Origin of the sequence: Mesorhizobium sp. CU3 (assembly GCF_006442965.1) — a bacterium.
Taxonomy (GTDB): domain Bacteria; phylum Pseudomonadota; class Alphaproteobacteria; order Rhizobiales; family Rhizobiaceae; genus Mesorhizobium.
In genome coordinates this window covers 61151-79230 of sequence record NZ_VFWX01000025.1, presented here as the reverse complement: position 1 = coordinate 79230, position 18080 = coordinate 61151, and the positions used below count along the sequence as shown (strand labels likewise).

The 18080-nt window shown below is 65.4% G+C and carries 17 protein-coding genes; 9 read left to right on the top strand and 8 right to left on the bottom strand.

Features of this window, described 5'->3' with window-relative positions:
• Positions 1-2: 2 nt before the first annotated feature.
• Entirely contained in the window at positions 3-530 is a 528-nt protein-coding gene (locus FJ988_RS28950) for a hypothetical protein (RefSeq protein WP_140822494.1), read from the top strand.
• Positions 531-807: 277 nt separating this feature from the next.
• On the top strand, positions 808-1551 hold the full coding sequence (locus FJ988_RS28945) for a 2OG-Fe(II) oxygenase (protein WP_140822492.1): 744 nt from the start codon (positions 808-810) through the stop codon (positions 1549-1551).
• Between the two features lie 57 nt (positions 1552-1608).
• Here FJ988_RS28945 and FJ988_RS28940 read toward each other — a convergent pair whose 3' ends face one another.
• On the bottom strand, positions 1609-1926 hold the full coding sequence (locus FJ988_RS28940; RefSeq protein WP_140822491.1) for an EthD family reductase: 318 nt from the start codon (positions 1924-1926) through the stop codon (positions 1609-1611).
• Positions 1927-2153: 227 nt separating this feature from the next.
• On the opposite strand from FJ988_RS28940, the gene FJ988_RS28935 reads away from it, so the two are divergent.
• Together FJ988_RS28935 and FJ988_RS28930 are read left to right on the top strand one after the other, a co-directional pair.
• Positions 2154-3776 carry an ABC-F family ATP-binding cassette domain-containing protein gene (locus FJ988_RS28935; protein WP_140822489.1) on the top strand — a complete coding sequence of 541 codons (1623 nt, stop codon included), beginning with the start codon at positions 2154-2156 and terminating at the stop codon, positions 3774-3776.
• A gap of 320 nt (positions 3777-4096) precedes the next feature.
• A complete protein-coding gene (locus FJ988_RS28930; protein WP_140822487.1) occupies positions 4097-5518 on the top strand; it encodes a hypothetical protein in 1422 nt (473 codons plus the stop codon).
• A 65-nt stretch (positions 5519-5583) separates the two neighbouring features.
• Here FJ988_RS28930 and FJ988_RS28925 read toward each other — a convergent pair whose 3' ends face one another.
• The 4 genes from FJ988_RS28925 to FJ988_RS28910 form a co-directional block, all read right to left on the bottom strand.
• A complete protein-coding gene (locus tag FJ988_RS28925; protein WP_140822485.1) occupies positions 5584-6264 on the bottom strand; it encodes a type 1 glutamine amidotransferase in 681 nt (226 codons plus the stop codon).
• Positions 6265-6277: 13 nt separating this feature from the next.
• Positions 6278-7171: a hypothetical protein gene (locus FJ988_RS28920; RefSeq protein WP_140822483.1), complete on the bottom strand. Its 894-nt coding sequence runs from the start codon at positions 7169-7171 to the stop codon at positions 6278-6280.
• A gap of 82 nt (positions 7172-7253) precedes the next feature.
• Positions 7254-8909: an acyl-CoA synthetase gene (locus FJ988_RS28915; RefSeq protein WP_140822481.1), complete on the bottom strand. Its 1656-nt coding sequence runs from the start codon at positions 8907-8909 to the stop codon at positions 7254-7256.
• Between the two features lie 60 nt (positions 8910-8969).
• Positions 8970-9668 (bottom strand): YafY family protein, encoded by a 699-nt coding sequence (locus tag FJ988_RS28910; protein WP_140822479.1) that lies wholly within the window; start codon positions 9666-9668, stop codon positions 8970-8972.
• A gap of 96 nt (positions 9669-9764) precedes the next feature.
• Here FJ988_RS28910 and FJ988_RS28905 point away from each other — a divergent pair, with 96 nt between their 5' ends.
• Both FJ988_RS28905 and FJ988_RS28900 read left to right on the top strand, forming a co-directional pair.
• On the top strand, positions 9765-10169 hold the full coding sequence (locus tag FJ988_RS28905; RefSeq protein ID WP_140822477.1) for a glyoxalase/bleomycin resistance/extradiol dioxygenase family protein: 405 nt from the start codon (positions 9765-9767) through the stop codon (positions 10167-10169).
• 81 nt (positions 10170-10250) lie between these two features.
• Complete coding sequence (locus FJ988_RS28900) at positions 10251-11807, top strand: serine hydrolase (RefSeq protein WP_140822475.1); 1557 nt, start codon at positions 10251-10253, stop codon at positions 11805-11807.
• Here the strand turns inward: FJ988_RS28900 and FJ988_RS28895 are convergent.
• Positions 11804-12748: a hypothetical protein gene (locus FJ988_RS28895; RefSeq protein ID WP_140822473.1), complete on the bottom strand. Its 945-nt coding sequence runs from the start codon at positions 12746-12748 to the stop codon at positions 11804-11806. The genes FJ988_RS28900 and FJ988_RS28895 overlap by 4 nt on opposite strands.
• Positions 12749-12916: 168 nt before the next feature.
• Here FJ988_RS28895 and FJ988_RS28890 point away from each other — a divergent pair, with 168 nt between their 5' ends.
• Positions 12917-14017 (top strand): KamA family radical SAM protein, encoded by a 1101-nt coding sequence (locus tag FJ988_RS28890; RefSeq protein ID WP_140822471.1) that lies wholly within the window; start codon positions 12917-12919, stop codon positions 14015-14017.
• 75 nt (positions 14018-14092) lie between these two features.
• Here FJ988_RS28890 and FJ988_RS28885 read toward each other — a convergent pair whose 3' ends face one another.
• Entirely contained in the window at positions 14093-15226 is a 1134-nt protein-coding gene (locus FJ988_RS28885) for an alpha-hydroxy acid oxidase (RefSeq protein WP_140822535.1), read from the bottom strand.
• 196 nt (positions 15227-15422) lie between these two features.
• Here FJ988_RS28885 and FJ988_RS31465 point away from each other — a divergent pair, with 196 nt between their 5' ends.
• Together FJ988_RS31465 and FJ988_RS28875 are read left to right on the top strand one after the other, a co-directional pair.
• Complete coding sequence (locus FJ988_RS31465) at positions 15423-16004, top strand: TetR/AcrR family transcriptional regulator (protein ID WP_140822469.1); 582 nt, start codon at positions 15423-15425, stop codon at positions 16002-16004.
• Between the two features lie 183 nt (positions 16005-16187).
• Positions 16188-16613 (top strand): globin family protein, encoded by a 426-nt coding sequence (locus FJ988_RS28875; protein WP_140822467.1) that lies wholly within the window; start codon positions 16188-16190, stop codon positions 16611-16613.
• 35 nt (positions 16614-16648) lie between these two features.
• Here FJ988_RS28875 and FJ988_RS28870 read toward each other — a convergent pair whose 3' ends face one another.
• Positions 16649-18031 carry an FAD-binding oxidoreductase gene (locus FJ988_RS28870; protein ID WP_140822465.1) on the bottom strand — a complete coding sequence of 461 codons (1383 nt, stop codon included), beginning with the start codon at positions 18029-18031 and terminating at the stop codon, positions 16649-16651.
• Positions 18032-18080 lie beyond the last annotated feature (49 nt).

Here is an 18080-nt window from a genome sequence, read left to right as displayed (position 1 = left end):
CGGTGGCGCATCTTTCCCCGATCGACTACGCGACCGCCTCGGACGAAATCCGCGCCGAGCATGACCGCGAGCTTAAGCTGCGTGGTCGCATGACCAACATGAAGCGCATCCTGCTCCATTCGCCCGCCGCGCACCGCATCTACGCCGAATGGTTCACCCTGCGCGACCTGCTCAAGCCGACGCTGGACGACCGTGCAATATGGCTGTTTTGCACGGCGATCGCCGAGACCATGCGCGCGGAGATCCCGGTGACGTTCTTCCGCCGCGCGCTGATCGACAATGGCTTCGATCCCGAGAAGATCCAACCCTCTGCCGAAGAGGCGCTGCTGATGTCTTTCGGCAAGACGGTGGCCATCGATGCCAATGCTGTTCCCGACGAGACCTGGACCGCGCTCAAATCGCGCTATGACGAAACACTGCTCGTCAACCTCACCGCATTCGCCGGCATCATGATGGCGACCTGCATGTTCACCAATGCGGTGAAGGTGGACCTCGATCCGGAGCTGGAAGCATATCGCAGCAAGGCTTAGGCCGCGTTCCTTCGCGCGCCCCTCTGGCCTGCCGGCCATCTCCCCCACGAGGGGGGAGATTGAGCTGTCGTCCGCGCTTTCGCCAATCGCCAGCGTTGAAGGGAGGGCGCCGTCGCCAAAGCTGCCAATCTCCCCCCTCGTGGGGGAGATGCCCGGCAGGGCAAAGGGGGGCGCTGTCCCGCCGGCGCCTCCTATGACATCACAGCCAACTTGCCCGGAATCGGGTGGCTCCGTTCCGTCGCGCGTCCGATCCTCGGCGCAAGCAAGGAGCTGTCCCATGACCATCCATTCGCTGAACAACAAACGCGCCAGCCGCTCGGCCGAATCCCGTGTCGGCGCGCAGGACTGGCGCCTTCTCGTCTCCGACCTCAACGCCCATGGCTCGGCCGTCATGCCGGGCCTGCTGTCGGCGGAGGAATGCGCCGATATCGCCGCGCTCTATCCGCATGAGGCGCATTTCCGCAGCCATATCGTGATGGCTCGCCACGGCTTCGGCAAGGGCGAATACCGCTATTTCCGCTATCCGCTGCCCGATCTGATAGACGGTCTGCGCACCGCGCTCTATCCACGGCTGGCCACTGTGGCCAACGACTGGAACGAGAAGATGGGTGTCGCCTTGCGCTATCCCGTCGACCATGCCGGCTTCCTGAAGCGCTGCCACGACGAGGGCCAGACCAGGCCGACGCCGCTGCTCCTCCAATACGGTCCAGGCGACTTCAACTGCCTGCACCAGGACCTTTACGGCGCGCTCGCCTTTCCGCTGCAGGTGGCGATCCTGCTGTCGGAGCCGGGCGAGGATTTCACCGGCGGCGAATTCGTGCTCACCGAGCAGCGCCCGCGCATGCAAAGCCGCGCCGAGGTGGTGCCGTTGAAGCGCGGCGACGCAGTGGTTTTCGCCGTGCACAACCGGCCTGTGCAGGGCGCGAAGGGTTTTTATCGGGTGAATTTGCGCCATGGCGTAAGCCGCCTGCGTTCCGGCCGGCGGCATACGGTGGGTATCATCTTCCACGACGCCAAATAGCCCCGCTCGCCCGGCGCCGCTCCTTCTTTCCGCCTGCTGCCGCAGACCCGTGACGGCTTACACTTCGTCGACCTCGAACAGCAGCATCGTAAAGTCGTCGTCTCCCGGCGCGAGGATCCGGCGGTCCGCGGCACAGGCAATGCCGATTTCGGTGGCAAATGCGCTCTGCATATCGGCGAGGCTGTCGAAATAAAGCGTCCCCACCAGATACGGCATCTCGCCCGCCGAGCGCTTGATGATGGGCCGCCGGCTGACGTCGTAGCGCCGCAGGCCGGGAAGCTTCTTGGCCAGTGGTATATGAACCTCGAAATAGTGCCGGTCGAAGGCCTCCGGATCGGTCGGAGTTTTGTAGATCACGAGCATCTTCGCGGTCATCGTATTTCTGTCCTGTCGCTGTTGCTGGTCGGGCTTTGCAGGCCTCCACGCCAATGTCGTTCGGCTAGGGCGGATTTCGACGCTTTCCGAATTTTATTTTCGCGAGCGGTGACCAGGCGGGGTCTTCGCCACGATCTGCGGCGCTTCGGCCTCTTCCATAGCTGGCGCCATTCGCGTATTGCCCCGGACAAATCCCGCCACATCAGCGCATTTGCCCGGACCGCCCTATGATCCGTCTCGAAAATATCGGCAAGCAGAACGGCCGCCAGATTGTCTTCATCGAGGCCTCGGCCGCCTTGCAGAAAGGCGAGAAGGTCGGTCTCGTCGGCCCGAACGGGGCCGGCAAGACCACTTTGTTCCGCATGATCATTGGCCAGGAGCAGCCTGACGAGGGCCAGGTCTCGGTCGATCGCGGCGTCACCATCGGCTATTTCAGCCAGGATGTCGGCGACATGGAAGGCATGAGCGCGGTGGCCGAAGTCATGGAAGGCGCCGGGCCGGTCAGCGCGGTGGCCGCCGAGATGCGTGAGCTGGAGCACGCCATGGGCGATCCGGACCGCGCCGATGAGATGGACCAAATCATCGAGCGTTACGGCGAGCTGCAGCATCGCTTCGAGGAGCTCGACGGCTATGCGCTGGACGGCCGCGCCCGCGAGGTGCTCGACGGCCTCGGCTTCAGCCAGGAGATGATGGACGGCGACGTTTCGAAACTGTCGGGCGGCTGGAAGATGCGCGTCGCGCTCGCCCGCATCCTTTTGATGCGGCCCGACGTCATGCTGCTGGACGAGCCGAGCAACCATCTCGACCTCGAAAGCCTGATCTGGCTGGAGAAATTCCTCAAGGATTATGACGGCGCGCTGCTGATGACCTCGCATGACCGCGAGTTCATGAACCGCATCGTCACCAAGATCATCGAGATCGATGCCGGCGCGCTCACCTCCTATTCCGGCAATTACGAATTCTACCAGGAGCAGCGCGCGCTGGCCGACAAGCAGTTGCAGGCGCAGTTCGAGCGCCAGCAGGCGATGCTGGCCAAGGAGATCGCCTTCATCGAGCGCTTCAAGGCACGCGCCTCCCATGCCGCCCAGGTGCAGAGCCGGGTGAAGAAGCTCGACAAGATCGACCGCGTCGAGCCGCCGAAGCGGCGCCAGACGGTGGCTTTCGAGTTCCAGCCGGCGCCGCGCTGCGGCGAGGACGTGGCGACGCTGAAGGGTATTCACAAATCCTATGGCAGCCGCAATATCTATTCCGGCCTCGACTTCCAGATCCGCCGCCGCGAACGCTGGTGCGTGATGGGCGTCAACGGCGCCGGCAAGTCGACGTTGCTGAAACTGGTCGCCGGCGCTTCCAAGCCGGACGAGGGCTCCGTCGCCCGGGGTCCCAGCGTCAAAATGGGCTATTTCGCCCAGCACGCCATGGAAGTGCTCGACGGCGAGCGCACCGTCTTCCAAACGCTGGAGGACAACTTCCCGCAGGCCGGCCAGGCGCCGCTGCGCGCGCTTGCCGGCTGCTTCGGCTTCTCCGGCGACGAGATCGAGAAGAAATGCCGCGTGCTGTCGGGCGGCGAGAAGGCGCGGCTGGTGATGGCACTGATGCTGTTCGATCCGCCCAACCTTCTGGTGCTCGACGAGCCGACCAACCACCTCGACATCTCCACCAAGCAGATGCTGATCGAGGCGTTGGCGCAATATGAAGGCACCATGCTCTTCGTCTCGCACGATCGCCATTTCCTGGCGGCACTGTCCAACCGCGTGCTGGAACTGACGCCGGACGGCGTCCACGCCTATGGCGGCGGCTATACCGAATATGTCGCCCGCACCGGCCAGGAGGCGCCGGGGCTGAGGGGCTGAGGTTTACACAGCCCGATTGCTCTGGAAGGTTGAACTGTCGGCTGGCGCAAAGACGGCCGACGGCGGGCGTATCGCTGCCCTACGATGCGCTTTCGCTTGACGTCTGCGGCCGTTCGGCCGGCCCCTCCCGAGATTTCAAAGGCACTTACCGCGCTTGCCACAGGTAACGCTGATGGAACGTCACGCAAGCATCTGGAAAAGCCCCGATAACCCCGAATGCTCCACCATTTGGGTAGGGTTGCCCTTGGGGCACGTAAACATTTATATTAGCGGGTCGTTAAGGATGAAAATGCCTGGGAGTGAGTAAGGGGTAGTGCGTTATGAATTTCAAATCTCTGATCAAGCGGGCCGAGGACGTAGACAAGGAATATCAGGAGTTTCAATCGGATCTGGCGGAAGCCTTCGAGGATTGCCTGGCTACTGACGAGCAGGATCCAAAGGCGGGCGCCGCTGTCGCGGAAATCTCGGCAAACGAAGCGGCTCCGCCGGCGGAAGGCCAACCCGAAGCGCCGGCCTCGCGGCTAACGCCGCACACGCAGACCCGGCTAGCCGCCCTGGAGGCCGTCTCCGGGCTGTTCCACGATGGGCAAGGCCATCTGGAAGAGATCGACACGAGACTGGCGGAGATCGCCACCGCGCATCGCATGACGCGCGAGATCTTGAACGTCTTGCATCGCGACACGCTGCGCGCCAACGAATTGGAGCTGGCCAATGTCGCTTTGACGACGGACCATAAGACTTCGTTGGAACAATTGGCCGACGCCGCCCGCAAGCTCCGCGAACGCGACGGCGCCGCCGAAGCCTGGCAACAGCGCGAGACGAGCCTTGTTCAGGACCGCGAGCAGCTGCGCTCGGCGCTTGCGGCGGTGCGGCTCGAACTGGTGGAAGTCAACAATGAGAGCGCCAGGCGCGAGACGCAGTTCGGCGAGATCGTCAAGGCGCTGACGGCCAAAACTGTCGAAGTCGACAGGCGCGCCAGCGAGAACAAGCTGCTGCGCGAGAAGCTGGTCGGCCTTTCCGTCGACCTGGAGCAGGCGCAAAAGCAGGAGTCCGAGGCCCGGCATAAGTTGGACGAGTTCGCGGCCACCCACGCCACCGAGACCGCCCATCTTGCCGACCTGTTGGTGCAAGTCGGCAAGCACGAGAAGGAAGCAGCCCGCCTGCAGAAGTCGCTGGATGCGACGCATGTCAAGCTCGCCGATGCAACCGAGACGGCCCGCATCGCGGAGAGCGACGCAGCGTCCGAATTGGCCCGCAACAACGCGGAAATGCTTGGGTTGCGTTCCGAGATACAGGGATTGCAGTCGAGGCTGGAGAAAGCGTCCAGCGACAGCAGCGACACGGCGGCTGAGATCGCAGCCCTCAGGGCCCAGATGAACGATGCCGTCACCGACCGCCAGATCGCCGAGGAAAGGCTTGATGCTCTCAGAAATGAGAGCGAAGCCGACAAGAAGAACCTGTCGGCGGTCAGCACCAACCTCTCGGAGCTCTCGCTGCAGCTCGCGTCGGACCAGATACAGCTCGATATCCAGAAGCAGGAATGCGAGGATCTGCGCGCCGAGATCGTGACGCTCAACGAGCGCATCAAGGAGTTGCTGCCCTATGAGCGGCTGCATCGGGTGACGGACGCCAGATCGCGCAAGGATGCCGTACCCCCGACAAATGGGCATGTCGTCGATGCTGCGCCGCGGGTCACCGCGAGGCGAACGTCTCGACGCCACATGCGCGCCAACGCGGGGTAGGGCCGTTTCCGGAAACCCGTTCAGCGGGTTTCCGTCAGGATGCGAACCGCCAGGAGCACACGGCTTCAGCCGAACAGCTTGCTCACGAAGCCGCTGAACCAGGCAAACTGTGCCGAGTGGTGGGCCTGCATCAGCCTGTCCTGCTCGCCGCGCTCCTGCGCGCCGGGCGTTCCGTAGGGCGCGCCTTGCCTGTCCTGCCAGCGGCGAAAACCGGCCGGACCCTGTTCGGCGTGGAATTGCAACCCGTATATCGTATCGCCGATCCGGAACGCCTGATTGGGAAAAATCTCGCTTGAAGCGAGATGCACGGCGCCCACAGGCAGGTCGAACGTATGGAAATGGTTCTGCGGCAGGAACAGCGGCCGGTCGAGGAAATCGCCGGCGTCATCCGTGGGGGCGATCTCGAAATAGCCGAACTCCCTGATGCCGCTTTCCACCGGCCCGACATTGGCGCCCAGGTGCCAGGCGATCTGCTGCGCGCCTTGGCAGATGCCGAGCAGCGGCAGGCCGTTGTCCAGGCAATGCCCGATCAACCTCGCCTCGTCGTGGAGGAAGGTATGCTTGTCGGTATCGAAGACGTTGAACGGGCCGCCATAGATCACGGCGCCGTCGACGGCGTCGAGATCGATCGGCTCGCCCTTGAACGGCATCACCGTGGTGACCGCATGGCCGTTCGCCTTGAGCGTCGTCTCGGCATGATCGTCGCCCGGCTCTTCCGTATGCCTGACGAGAAGGATGCGCTTCATCCCCACCTCGCGACTACTTGCCCGCCATGGCGTCGGCGAGGTCCTGCGCCTGCTTGAGCAATCCGGCGAAGGCCGGATCGCCGGGCAGGCGCTGGGCCATGCAGGCGCGATAGTCGGCGTCGCCCTTTTCCCAAAGCGCGTTGGCGGCATCGGTGCCGCTGGAATCGTCCTGGTCCGCGCCTTGGTCGGCCTGCTGCGTCTTCTGCGCGGCGGCGTCGGCCGCGGCCCAGATGGAATCGCAGGCGGCGATCTTGGGAACGGCCGGCGCGGCGGGCGCCTCGGCGATCAGAACGCGGTCGCCCTTTACCACCGCGACGACGACATGCTGGTCGTAGATCGGCCCGACATCCTGCGTCCAGCCGCCGAGCCGGGCAACCGCCACATCGGCGCCGGCGGGCTTCGTCACCTGGAAGTCGAGCGTGCCGGAGAAGGCCGCATCGCTGCCGATCGCCTGGGTGTAGAAATTGTCGAGTTTAAGCGCATCGCCGATGGCGGCGGGCAGCTTGAAATCGGCTTCCGTCTCGTCCGATTTGGATTTCAGCCAGCGCTCGGTCAGCCCGCGCGTCGAGGCCACGATGCTCGGGCCGTCCTCGCTCTGGGCGTAGCGCAAGCCGTCGAGCATGCCGTAGCCGATGTCCGAGGAATTCAGGCTTTCGATGTTGTTGGTGCCGGTCGTCGGAAAGCCTTTGACCGAAAGCGGGCCGAGAATGGCGGAGAGCCGCTGCTGCAGGTCGGCCAGCGCCTTCTCGTTCTGTGCATCGATCGTCTCGATCGCCGTGTTGGCGCTTTCCTGGGCGGTGATGTCGGCGATCGCCTTGTCGCGCGTCGCGACATAGTCGTCCTCCGGCGAGGCCGCGTATGCCGCTCCGGCCGAAAGCGTCAACAGAAGTGTCAAGACCAACCGCATTGAAGAATCCCCGCTAAGCCCGAGCCAATGACATCCCGATGTTTGGTGACAAGATCAGGCTAAAACAAGGCCGAAAGCGCCTTCATGCCTTCCGCTTCTCCACCTCCGCCTTGCGCAGCAAGAACCGCTGGATCTTGCCGCTCGGCGTCTTCGGCAGCTCGGCCACGAACTCGACCTCGCGCGGATAGGAATGTGCCGAGAGCCGCTTCTTCACATGCTGGGCGAGTTCCTCGGCCAATGCCTCGCTGCCCTTGAAGGCGGGCGAAAGCACCACGAAGGCCTTGACGAATTCGGTGCGCTGCGGGTCGGGAACGCCGATCACCGCCGCTTCGTTCACTGCCGGATGCTCGATCAGCGCGCTTTCGACGTCGAAGGGTCCGATGCGGTAGCCGGCCGAGGTGATCACGTCGTCGGCCCGGCCGATGAAGGAGACCGAGCCGTCCCGCTCGTACTCCACCGTGTCGCCGGTGCGGTAATAGCCGCCGGCGATCGCCGGCGTCTCGGCCTGGTGGTAGCCGTCGAACCAGCGCAGCGGCGAGTTGGCGATGTCGACCGCGAGAATGCCCGGCTGGTTCGGGCCGAGCTCGTTGCCTGCGTCATCCAGCACAACCATGCGGTAGCCGGGCATGGCGAAACCGGCCGAGCCGGCGCGGACGGTATGCGTCAGGCCATGATGGTTGTTGACCATCATGCCGTTTTCGGTCTGGCCGTAATGGTCATGTATGGGGGCCGCGAGGTTGGCGTCGAACCAGCGGATCACTTCCGGGTTGAGCGGCTCGCCGGCGCTGCTCACCACGCGCAGTTTTCCTTTCACGCGAGCCGCCGCTTCCGCGCCTTCCGCCATCAAGAGCCGATAGGCGGTGGGCGAGCCGGCAAGGCTGGTGACGCCGAGCCTCTCGATGATGTCGTAGGTCGACCTGGCGTTGAAGGCGCCTTCGTAGAATGTCGTGGCGATGCCGAGCTGCAATGGCCCGGTGATGGCGTAGTAGAGCCCATAGGCCCAGCCGGGATCGGCGATGTTCCAGAAGACGTCGTCGCCGCGAAGCCCGATCGCGTCGCGCATATAGGCGCCGAAGGCGAGCAGAGCGTTGAGCGGCACCGGCACGCCCTTGGGATGACCGGTGGTGCCGGAGGTCGACATCATCATGAACAGGTCCGAGCCCTTGCGCATTACCGGTTCGCAATCGGGCGAGGCGGCGGCAAGTGCTGCGCGAAAATCGATATCGCCTTGGGGCAGGGCGTCGCCTCCGCCAAGGATGGTGGCGATGCGCGGACGGGTTTCCACCTCGTCGAGCTTGCCGCGGTTGGCCGGGTTGGTCACCACCAGCCTGGCCTTGCTGTAGCTCAGCCGATGCTCGATCGCCTTCGGGCCGAAGGCGGTGAACAGCGGCTGGTAGACCGCGCCGACGCGCCACGCGCCGAGGATCAGCGCCACCAGCTCCGGAATGCGCGGCAGCATGCCGGCCACGACATCGCCGGGGCCGACGCCGAAACCCTTCAGCATGGTGCCAACGCGGCCGGACATGTCGGCGAGATCGTCGAAGGAGAATTCGCGCAGCTGGCCAGCCGACGAGATCGCGCGCAGCGCCAGGCGGTTCTGGCCGGTATAGCGGCCGCAGCATTCGACGTAAGCGTTGATCCCGGTGGCCGGATCGCCGTGAAGCCGCGCGATCTCGTCCTCGATGCGGAAGCGCGCGACGGTGTCCTCATAGCGCGGCAGCGCCGGCCTGTCGGTCATGGTGATCCTCCCTTGCAAAGGAGATTGCCTGAAAAGATCGCGCCGGTCGATTGAAACGCGCTAAGGCAGCCGCAGCCCCTGCGCCTCCATGTAGCGCTTCCAGCGGCTGCGCAGCTCGCCTGGGCGCCCGAAGCGCTCGTCTAGGAACTCCGCGGCGAAAATCCTGTCCGTGCGGAAATGGCGGAAATCCTGGCGCAGCTCGCACCAGGCGGCGATGAGCCGTACCGTCTCGGCATAGCCGATCATCGTCGGCCAGATGACGCGCTCGCTTGTCCTGTCCAGCTCGTCGCGGTAGCGGATGCGGATCTTGTGGCCTTTGCGGATCGCGGCCCGGGCGCGGGCGATGTCGAGCCCGTCCGCCGGCGCCTCGGCCCGTGCAAGCGGCGCGCCGACGCTCGGATCGCTGACGAAGGGGCGCAGCCGCTCCGGCACGACCGTGGCAATCTTGGCGATGAGATCGCGTGCCGCCCCGGCCAGCACGGCATCGCCCTTGTCGGCGACCCATTGCGCGCCGAGCACCGCGGCCTCCAGCTCGTCCGGCGTCAGCATCAGCGGCGGCATGTCGTAGTCGCGGTCGAGCACATAGCCGAGGCCGGCTTCGCCCCGGATCGGCACACGCTGTCCGATCAGGTCGGCGATGTCGCGATAGACGGAGCGCCGCGAGGTCTCCAACTCCTCGGCGATCTGGCTGGCGGTGATCGGCCGGCTCTCGCGCCGCATGATCTGGATGATCTGGAACAGTCGGTCGGCGCGGCGCAAGGCATGTCTCCTGTTGCCACTATGCTGGCAACAGGAAGGGTCCACAAGGCGGGTATGGCGCCTCAACTGCCGCCGCTGACTCAAGGAGAAGACTCAATGAATTTCGTTTCGACCCGCATCATCACCGCCGACGTCAAGCGTCTCGTCGATTTCTACGAAGAAGTCATCGGCGCGAAGCTGACGCTCTACACCGAGGATTTCGCCGAGCTGATCACCGCGGCCGGCACCCTGGCGATCGGCAGCACGCGCACCCTGCAGCTCTTTGGCGGCGACCATGTCGCGCAGCCCGCCGCCAACCGCAGCGCGATCATCGAATTCCGCGTCGCCGATGTCGATGCGGAATACCGACGGCTCGCCGAAAGTCTGGACGAGGCGGTGGTCCAGAGACCGACGACCATGCCGTGGGGCAATCGCTCTCTGCTGTTCCGCGACCCGGACGGCAACCTGGTCAATTTCTTCACGCCGGTCACCGCGGAGGCGATCCGCAAGTTCGAGAGGTGAGGCTCTCTGGCAAAGGCTTGGCCGCTAAAGCGCCGGCCTGTACAATCGTGGGGTGAATGCAGGGAAGGGAGGAGGCGCGTGATGCGGCTTGATCGGAATCTCTGTCATTTGACGATTGCCGCCTTCGTCGCCCTGCTGGCGCTGTGGCCGCATGCGGCCCAGGCCGATCCCGTCACGCCCGAGCGCGTCGCTGCCGCCTTGCCCGAGCTCGAGGCGCTCGCCAAGGCCATCGTCGCGGACGGCGGCGTGCCGGGTCTCGCCATCGCCGTCGTGCATGACGACAAGGTGATCTATCTCAAGGGTTTCGGGCTTCGCGAGGCCGGCAAGCCGGAGACCGTCGACGCCGACACGGTGTTCCAGATTGCCTCGCTGTCCAAGCCGGTCTCGGCAACCGTCGTGGCGGCGCTGGTCGGCGAAGGTATCGTGTCCTGGGATTCCAGGATCGCCGACCTCGACCCTGCCTTCCGGTTGGCCGATCCCTATCCGACCAGCCAACTCACCATCCGCGACCTGTTTGCGCATCGCAGCGGTCTGCCGGGCACCGCGGGCGACGATCTCGAGGACATCGGCTACGACCGCGCCACAATCCTGCACCGGCTGCGCTTCGTGCCGCCTTCGTCGAGCTTCCGCGCCGGCTATTCCTACTCGAATTTCGGCCTGACCGAGGGCGCCGTCGCCGCTGCGATGCCGACCGGCAAGCCGTGGGAGGATGTTGCCGAGGAAAAACTCTATCGCCCGCTCGGCATGATCTCGACCAGCTCGCGTCTGGCGGACTTCGTCAAGCACGCGAACCGTGCCGCGCTCCATGTCAGGGTCGACGGCGCCTGGGCCGCGGAGATCAAGCGCGATCCGGATGCGCAGGCGCCGGCCGGCGGCGTCAGTTCCACTGCGCGCGATCTGTCTCAATGGATGCGCCTTGTGCTCGGCAACGGCGTCTACGCCGGCAAGACGCTGATTGCCGCCGATGCGCTCGACCAGACGCATGTGCCGCTGATGACACGTGGCAAGAACCCCGTCTCCGGCGGCGAGTCCTTCTACGGCCTCGGCTGGAACGTCGAATTCGGCCGTCACGGCTTGAGCTGGGGCCATGCCGGGGCCTTCAGCGTCGGCGCGCGCACGGTGGTGACGCTGTTCCCGAAGGAGAAGCTCGGCATCGTCGTCCTCACCAACGCCTTCCCGACCGGCGTGCCGGAGGGGCTGTCCGACAGCTTCGCCGACCTCGTCTTCGACGGTTCGGTAGGCAAGGACTGGGTCAAGGCCTGGGACGCGATCTACAACGGCATGTTCGGCCCGGTGGTCGAGGCGGCCAAGGCCGCCTATGCCAAGCCGCCGTCGCCGGCGAGATCGGCTCGACCGGCCAGCGCTTATGCCGGCCGCTACACCAACGACTTCATCGGCGGCGCCGTCGTGTCGGGCGCGGGAGACGGCCTCATGCTCAAGGTCGGGCCGTCAGGCGCCCGGTCCTATCCGCTGAGGCATTACGACGGCGACCTGTTCCTGACCAATCCCGACGCCGAGACGCCGGACCGGCCGACAGGCGTCAGCTTCGTCGTCGACCCCGACGGCAAGGCGCAAGCGATGACGATCGGCTTCCTCGATGACAATCATCTGGGCACCCTGCAGCGGGTAGGGGATTAACTGCCACCGGGCGCCTGGCCGTAGTGCAGCAGCCTGAAGCAGTCGCCGCTGCCGGACTTCGTCTGCGTCAGCAGCGGTCTGGCGCGGTCGATCCATTCCTGCTGCGATCGCGTATCCGGCTCGATCTCGGCGGCGGGGGCGGCGGTGACGAAGCCCTTGCCCTTGCTGAACAGCCAGCAGGCGCGGGCAAGGAAGCGCCGGCTGCGCTGTCGTAACAGGTCGGCGTCATAGAAGATGTCGAGCACCTCCTTCTTGATTTTCTGCGCCTTCTCGGGATTGGCGACCGCAACCTCGGCAGGCTCGCCGCCGATCGAATCCTGCAGATCCTTGTAGTCCAGCGCGAGCTGGGTGGTGGCGTATTTGATCTCGCTCTCGTCGCGCACGATGTTGAACCAGAGCGCCGGATCGAGCTCGTTGACGACGAAGGTCGTTTCGAAATCACGCGACAGGTTGAGGATGTCGAAGTCGCGCAGATCGACGTCGCGCTCGACCAGCAGGATCTTGGCGGCCTGCTTGCCGAGCGCCGCGCCCTGCGCGCTGACCGCGGTGTTCTTGCCGCCGAGCTCGGGGTCGACATAGCCGCCGCCTTCGTCCAGCACCTCGTCGAACTCGCTAAGCGTCTCGATCACCGGCGCGCCGCGGGCCAGGCGTGCCGCCAGCTTGGATAGCACCTGCTGCAGCTCTGTCTCGCGTCGGCGCTGGTCCTGGTAGTTCTGCTGGAAGAAGAAGATGAACAGCGACACGCCGATGCCGATCAGGATGACGCCGAGCTGCGAAAAGATGTTGCGGTAGTACTCAAGGAGCTTTTCGCGGTGGCGCACGTCGTCACGCACGCTGTGCGCCACGCGCAGATTGACGATCAGCGAAATGATCAGCAGCCCGGCGCCGACCAGGATGAGGCCGCCGATGAGGAGATAGCCATGGCCTGCGCTGAAATCCATCTGTATCCGCTGAAGCTACTGACGATGCACAATAATGCCATTCCGCTAAAACAACCACTCGAAGCGTCGGTGCGCGCGGAAGCGCGACTTTCGCCTGTCTGCGCGGCCAACGGTTGACCCCGCCGCTCGTTCGGCCGATACCCCGGCGCAAACATCGTCGAGCCTCCAATGACCACAGACCTCAAGCATCCAGTCACCAGCCCCGACGCTATCTGGCAGGACGATGTCCGCGCCGGCGTGCGCCATGTCCGCGACCTGGCTTCCCTTCCGCTCTCGCCCGCCGAGCGCGAAGCCGCGCAGGAAGCTGCTGCCGCCCACAAGGTGCGCGTGCCGAAACCCTATCTCGACCTGATCGACTGGAGCGACCCCGACGATCCGATCCGCGCCCAGGTCATCCCGTCGCCCGACGAGCTGGTCGCCACCGAGGGCGAGCTCGACGACCCGATTGGCGACCACGCCTTCAGCCCCGTGCCGCGGCTGACGCACCGTCATGCCGACCGGGTGCTTCTGTTTCCCACCTATCAATGCGCCGTCTATTGCCGCTTCTGCTTCCGGAAGGAGTCGCTGACATCGATCGGCCGCGGCTATACGCGCGAAGCCCTGGAGCCGGCGCTGGCCTATATCGCCGAGCACCCGGAAATCCGCGAAGTGATCCTGACCGGCGGCGATCCGCTGTCGCTGCCCGACAAGGCACTCGCCGAAATCCGCGCCCGCCTCGAAACCATCCCGCATCTCAGGCTCCTGCGCATCCACACCCGCGTGCCGGTGGCGCTGCCCTCGCGCATCACCGAAGGCCTGGTCGCGGCGCTGCAGGGCCGGCTGATGGTGACGGTCGTCACCCACTTCAACCACCCGCGTGAGCTGACGGAAACGGCCGAAACGGCCTGCCGAACGATGCGCCAGGCCGGCTTCGTGCTGCTCAACCAGAGCGTCCTGTTGAAGGGCGTCAACGACCGCGTCGAGGTGCTGGAAGAGCTCTGCCGCGAGCTGATGTATCGTCTCGGCGCCAAACCCTATTACCTGCACCATGGCGACCTGGCGCGCGGCATGGCGCACCGCCGCACCACGATTGCCGAAGGGCAGGCGTTGGTCGCCGAGTTGCGCCGCCGCCTCTCCGGTATCTGTAACCCGACCTATGTGATCGATCTCCCCGACGGTGGCGGCAAGGTGCCGCTCAACGCAAGCCATATCGAGGGGCGCGACGGGGAGGTCTGGAGTATTCGCGGGCAGGACGGGGAGGTGCGGGAGTATCGAGAGGTGGTTGGTTAGGCCAATCGCCGCAGTCGCCGTCCCGCCTTCCGGGAGCTTTCTCGCCGTGAACGGGGAGAAGGCATTGCCGCCACGCTAATTCAGCACCCGTCCATCGATCTCCGCGATGCTTCTCGTCCCCGTCAGCGCCATGGTGACCGACAGTTCCTTGCGCAGGATCTCGATGGCCGTCGCCACGCCGGCTTCGCCACCGGCGCCGAGCCCGTACACATAGGCGCGTCCGACCAGGCAGGCGCGGGCGCCCAAGGCCAGCGCCCGCATCACATCCTGGCCCGAGCGCACGCCGCCGTCGAACAGCACCTCGATTTCGGAGCCGACCGCCTCGGCGATCCCGGGCAGCATCGAGATGGTCGAGGGCGCGCCGTCGAGCTGCCGGCCGCCATGGTTGGAGACCACGATGGCGTCGGCGCCTGTCCCGGCGGCGTTGCGCGCATCGTCGACGTTCAGGATGCCCTTTATGATCAGCTTGCCCGGCCACAGGCTCCTGATCCAGTCGACGTCGCTCCAGTTGAGCGCCGGGTCGAACTGGTGCGACACCCACTCGGCCACCGCCTTGACGTTGTCTTCACCTTTGAGATGGCCGGCGAGGTTGCCGAAAGTCCAGCTCTTTGCCGTGGCCATCCTGGCAGCCCAACCGGGATGGCTGGCAATGTCGAGGATCGTGCCGAGTTTCAGCGCCGGCGGTACCGAAAGCCCGTTCCTGACATCGGCGTGGCGTTGCCCCAGAACCTGCAGGTCGACGGTCAGCACCAGCGCGCCGCAACGGGCGGCGATGGCCCGCTCGATGAGCGCGCGCACGAACCCTCTGTCCTTCATCACATAGAGCTGGAACCAGAACGGATAGCCGACGGCTTCAGCCACGTCCTCCATCGAGCAGATCGACATCGTGCTCATCGTGTAGGGAATGCCGGCGGCCTTGGCGGCCCGGCAGGCGAGGATCTCGCCATCGGCCCATTGCATGCCGCCGAGGCCGATTGGCGCCAGCGCCACCGGCAGCGACACCTTTTCGCCGAGGATCGTGGTTGCCGTGTCGCGCTGCGAGACATCGACCAGCACGCGCTGCTTCAGCGCAATGCGCTCGAGGTCGGCGCGATTGGCGCGCAGCGTCTGCTCGGCATAGGAGCCGGCTTCGAGATAGTCGTTGAAGACGCGCGGCACGCGCCGCCGCGCCGCCTGGCGCAGATCCTCGATGCAGGTCATATCGGTCATCAGCTTGGGCGTCGCCGGCGCTGCCCTGATTTCGTCGGGCAAGGTCGCAATGCCTGTCGGGACACTGAACGCTGTGGGGACCACTCGTTCCATCGTCGTCCTCCCTACGAATATTGGCGATTGCCGGGGTCATTGAATGCCTCGCCTGCGCTGATGTAAATTCACTTGCGAGTATACTTTCCGACCGGCGGCGCCCATGCCCAGAGCATCCGACGCGACCAGGCCCGTGATCTTGCAGGCGGCGTACAAGCTGTTCCGCCGCCGCGGCTTCTTTCGCGTCGGCATGGAGGAGATCGCGGACGCCGCCGGCGTCACCAAGCGCACGCTCTATTACCACTTCGACAGCAAGGACGCGCTTTTGACCGCGGTGCTTGCCTCGCAGCACGAGCGCACCTTCGCCGACTTCCAGAGCTACGGCATCGACCTGTCGGGCGGCGCCGACGCGCTGGTCGACAAATTGTTCGAAGGCCTGGTCAAATGGTCGTCCAAGCCGCGTTGGGCCGGCTCCGGCTTCACCCGGCTGGCGATCGAGCTGGCCGACCTCTCCGGCCATCCCGCGCGCACGATCGCCCGCCAGCACAAGGCGCTGATGGAAGCGCAGTTGGAGGCGCTGCTCGCGCAAGCCAACATCCCGGCGCCGAAAGCGCGGGCGCGCGAGCTTGCGCTGTTGATCGAAGGCGCCATGGTGATGATCCTGATCCATGGCGATCAGAATTATTGCAAGGCGGCGGCAGAGGCGGCGAAGAGGTTGATGGCGGGCGGTTCCTCCATTTCGTGAGGAACTGGAACCAGGCTGTAGCAGCGTCTTCTTCCTTCGCGCCATGCATATGCGGTTGTCGTCGCCCTTCCACAACCTGATACCCAACCGAGACCAGCCTGAAACACACCTTGCCTACAACCGCCATGCCCGCGAAACGCTCAGGTCGGATGGTCGTGCAGATCCAAATCCAGGAGCGCGTCGATGACACCCGACCAGATCGAGCTTGTGCAGAATAGTTTTCGCGAGGTCGTCCCGATCAAGGATGCGGCTGCGGCCTTGTTCTACGAAAAACTGTTCGCCATCGACGGCAGCCTCAGGGCGCTGTTTCGCGAGACCGACATGAAGAAGCAGGGCGCCAAGCTGATGGCGGCGCTGGGCTTCGTCGTGCACGGGCTGTCACGCGCCGAAACCATCCTGCCAACCGTCCAGGATCTCGCCCGGCGCCATGTCGGCTATGGCGTCGAGGAACATCACTACGCCATCGTCGGCCAGGCCTTGATCGAAACGCTCGAGGCGGGCCTCGGCGAGGCTTTTACGCCGGATGTGCGGGAGGCCTGGGCCGCAGCCTATGGCCTGCTCGCTGGCGTGATGATCGCCGCGGCGCGGGACGTGCAACTGGCGGCCTGAACCCAGCGCAGTTCCTCGGCATCGAAAGCGCCGCCTCACATCTTCACCACCTTCCCCGGATTCATCACATTACCCGGATCGATCAACCCCTTGATCATCCGCGCCAAATCCCGTTTCACTGGATCGGCATGCCGCTCATACGCCTCGCGCTTTTCGAGCCCGACGCCATGCTCGGCCGAGAATGAGCCGCCGGCTTCACGCAGCCCGTCGTAAAGCACGTCCTCGATGGCTTCGTGCCGATCGTGTGGCACCGGCCCGGCGCAATTGATCGAGATGTGCAGATTGCCGTCGGCGAGATGGCCGTAGACATAAGGCGCATAGGTGGCGTCGAGTGTCTTCAGCCCGGCCTCGATGCGCGCCACATAGGCGTCCAGCCCGCCGCCGGGCACCGAGACATCAAACGAGGGCGCCATGGGATGCGCGCGCTCGATCTGCTCGGTCTCCTCGCGCAACCGCCAAAGCGCGGCGGCTTGAGCCTCCGAACTCGCGACCAGCCCGTCGATGACGCCGGCCTCTTCCCAGATCGCCGCCAGCCCATCTTCGAGCGCTGCCCGCGCCGCTTCCATCGTGTCAGCGCCGAGGCCGAGCAGCAAAAGGCAGGGCGCGTCGAGCGGCAATTGCCCGGGCGCGTAGCCAAGCCCGCGCTGCATCAGCGAAGCGAAATTGCGCCACAGGATCTCGGCGGCGGCAAGCCGCGTGGAGGTCTGGCCGAGGAAATGCCGCACGATGCGCTGGGCGCTTGCCGCATCCGGCACGCCGACCAGCGCGGTGGCGCTGGCCCCGGCCACCGGATCGAGCCTGAGCGCCAGGCGGGTGACGATGCCGAGCGTGCCTTCCGCGCCGATGAACAGGTGCTTCAGATCATAGCCGGCGCTGGTCTTCAGCACCCGGGTGAGGTCGGAAAAGACGCGCCCGTCCGGCAGCACGGCTTCAAGGCCGAGCACGCGCTGGCGCATCGTGCCGTTGCGAAACGCCATGATGCCGCCGGCATTGGTGGAAACCATGCCGCCGATGGTGGCGCTGCCGCGCGCCGCAAGGTCGATGCCCGGGTCGAGCCCATGCAGGGCGCAAGCCTCCTGCAGCGCGCCCAGCGTCACGCCGGCCTGGACGATCGCCACCCGCGCGAACGGATCGATCTCCTCGATCTTGGCGAGCCCGCCGAGGTCGCAAATGATCTGCCCGGGGGAAGTCGCCGCCCCGCCCGCCAGCCCCGTGCGCCCACCCTGAGGGACAAGCGCGATGCCGCGCTCCGCGCAGAACGTCACCAGCGTCGAGACGCTCGCGGTGTCGGCGGGGCGCACCAGCGCCGAGGCGCCGAAATTGCGGGCATCGAAGCCGGGATCGCGCGAGGCGAGCTCGCCGGCGTCCCAGATGGGGGTGTTGGGGAGGAGGGTGCGGAGGGATGGGAGGAGGGGCATGGGATGGCTCGTGGCACAAGGGAGCCAATCTATAGAGGCGGTGGCGGGT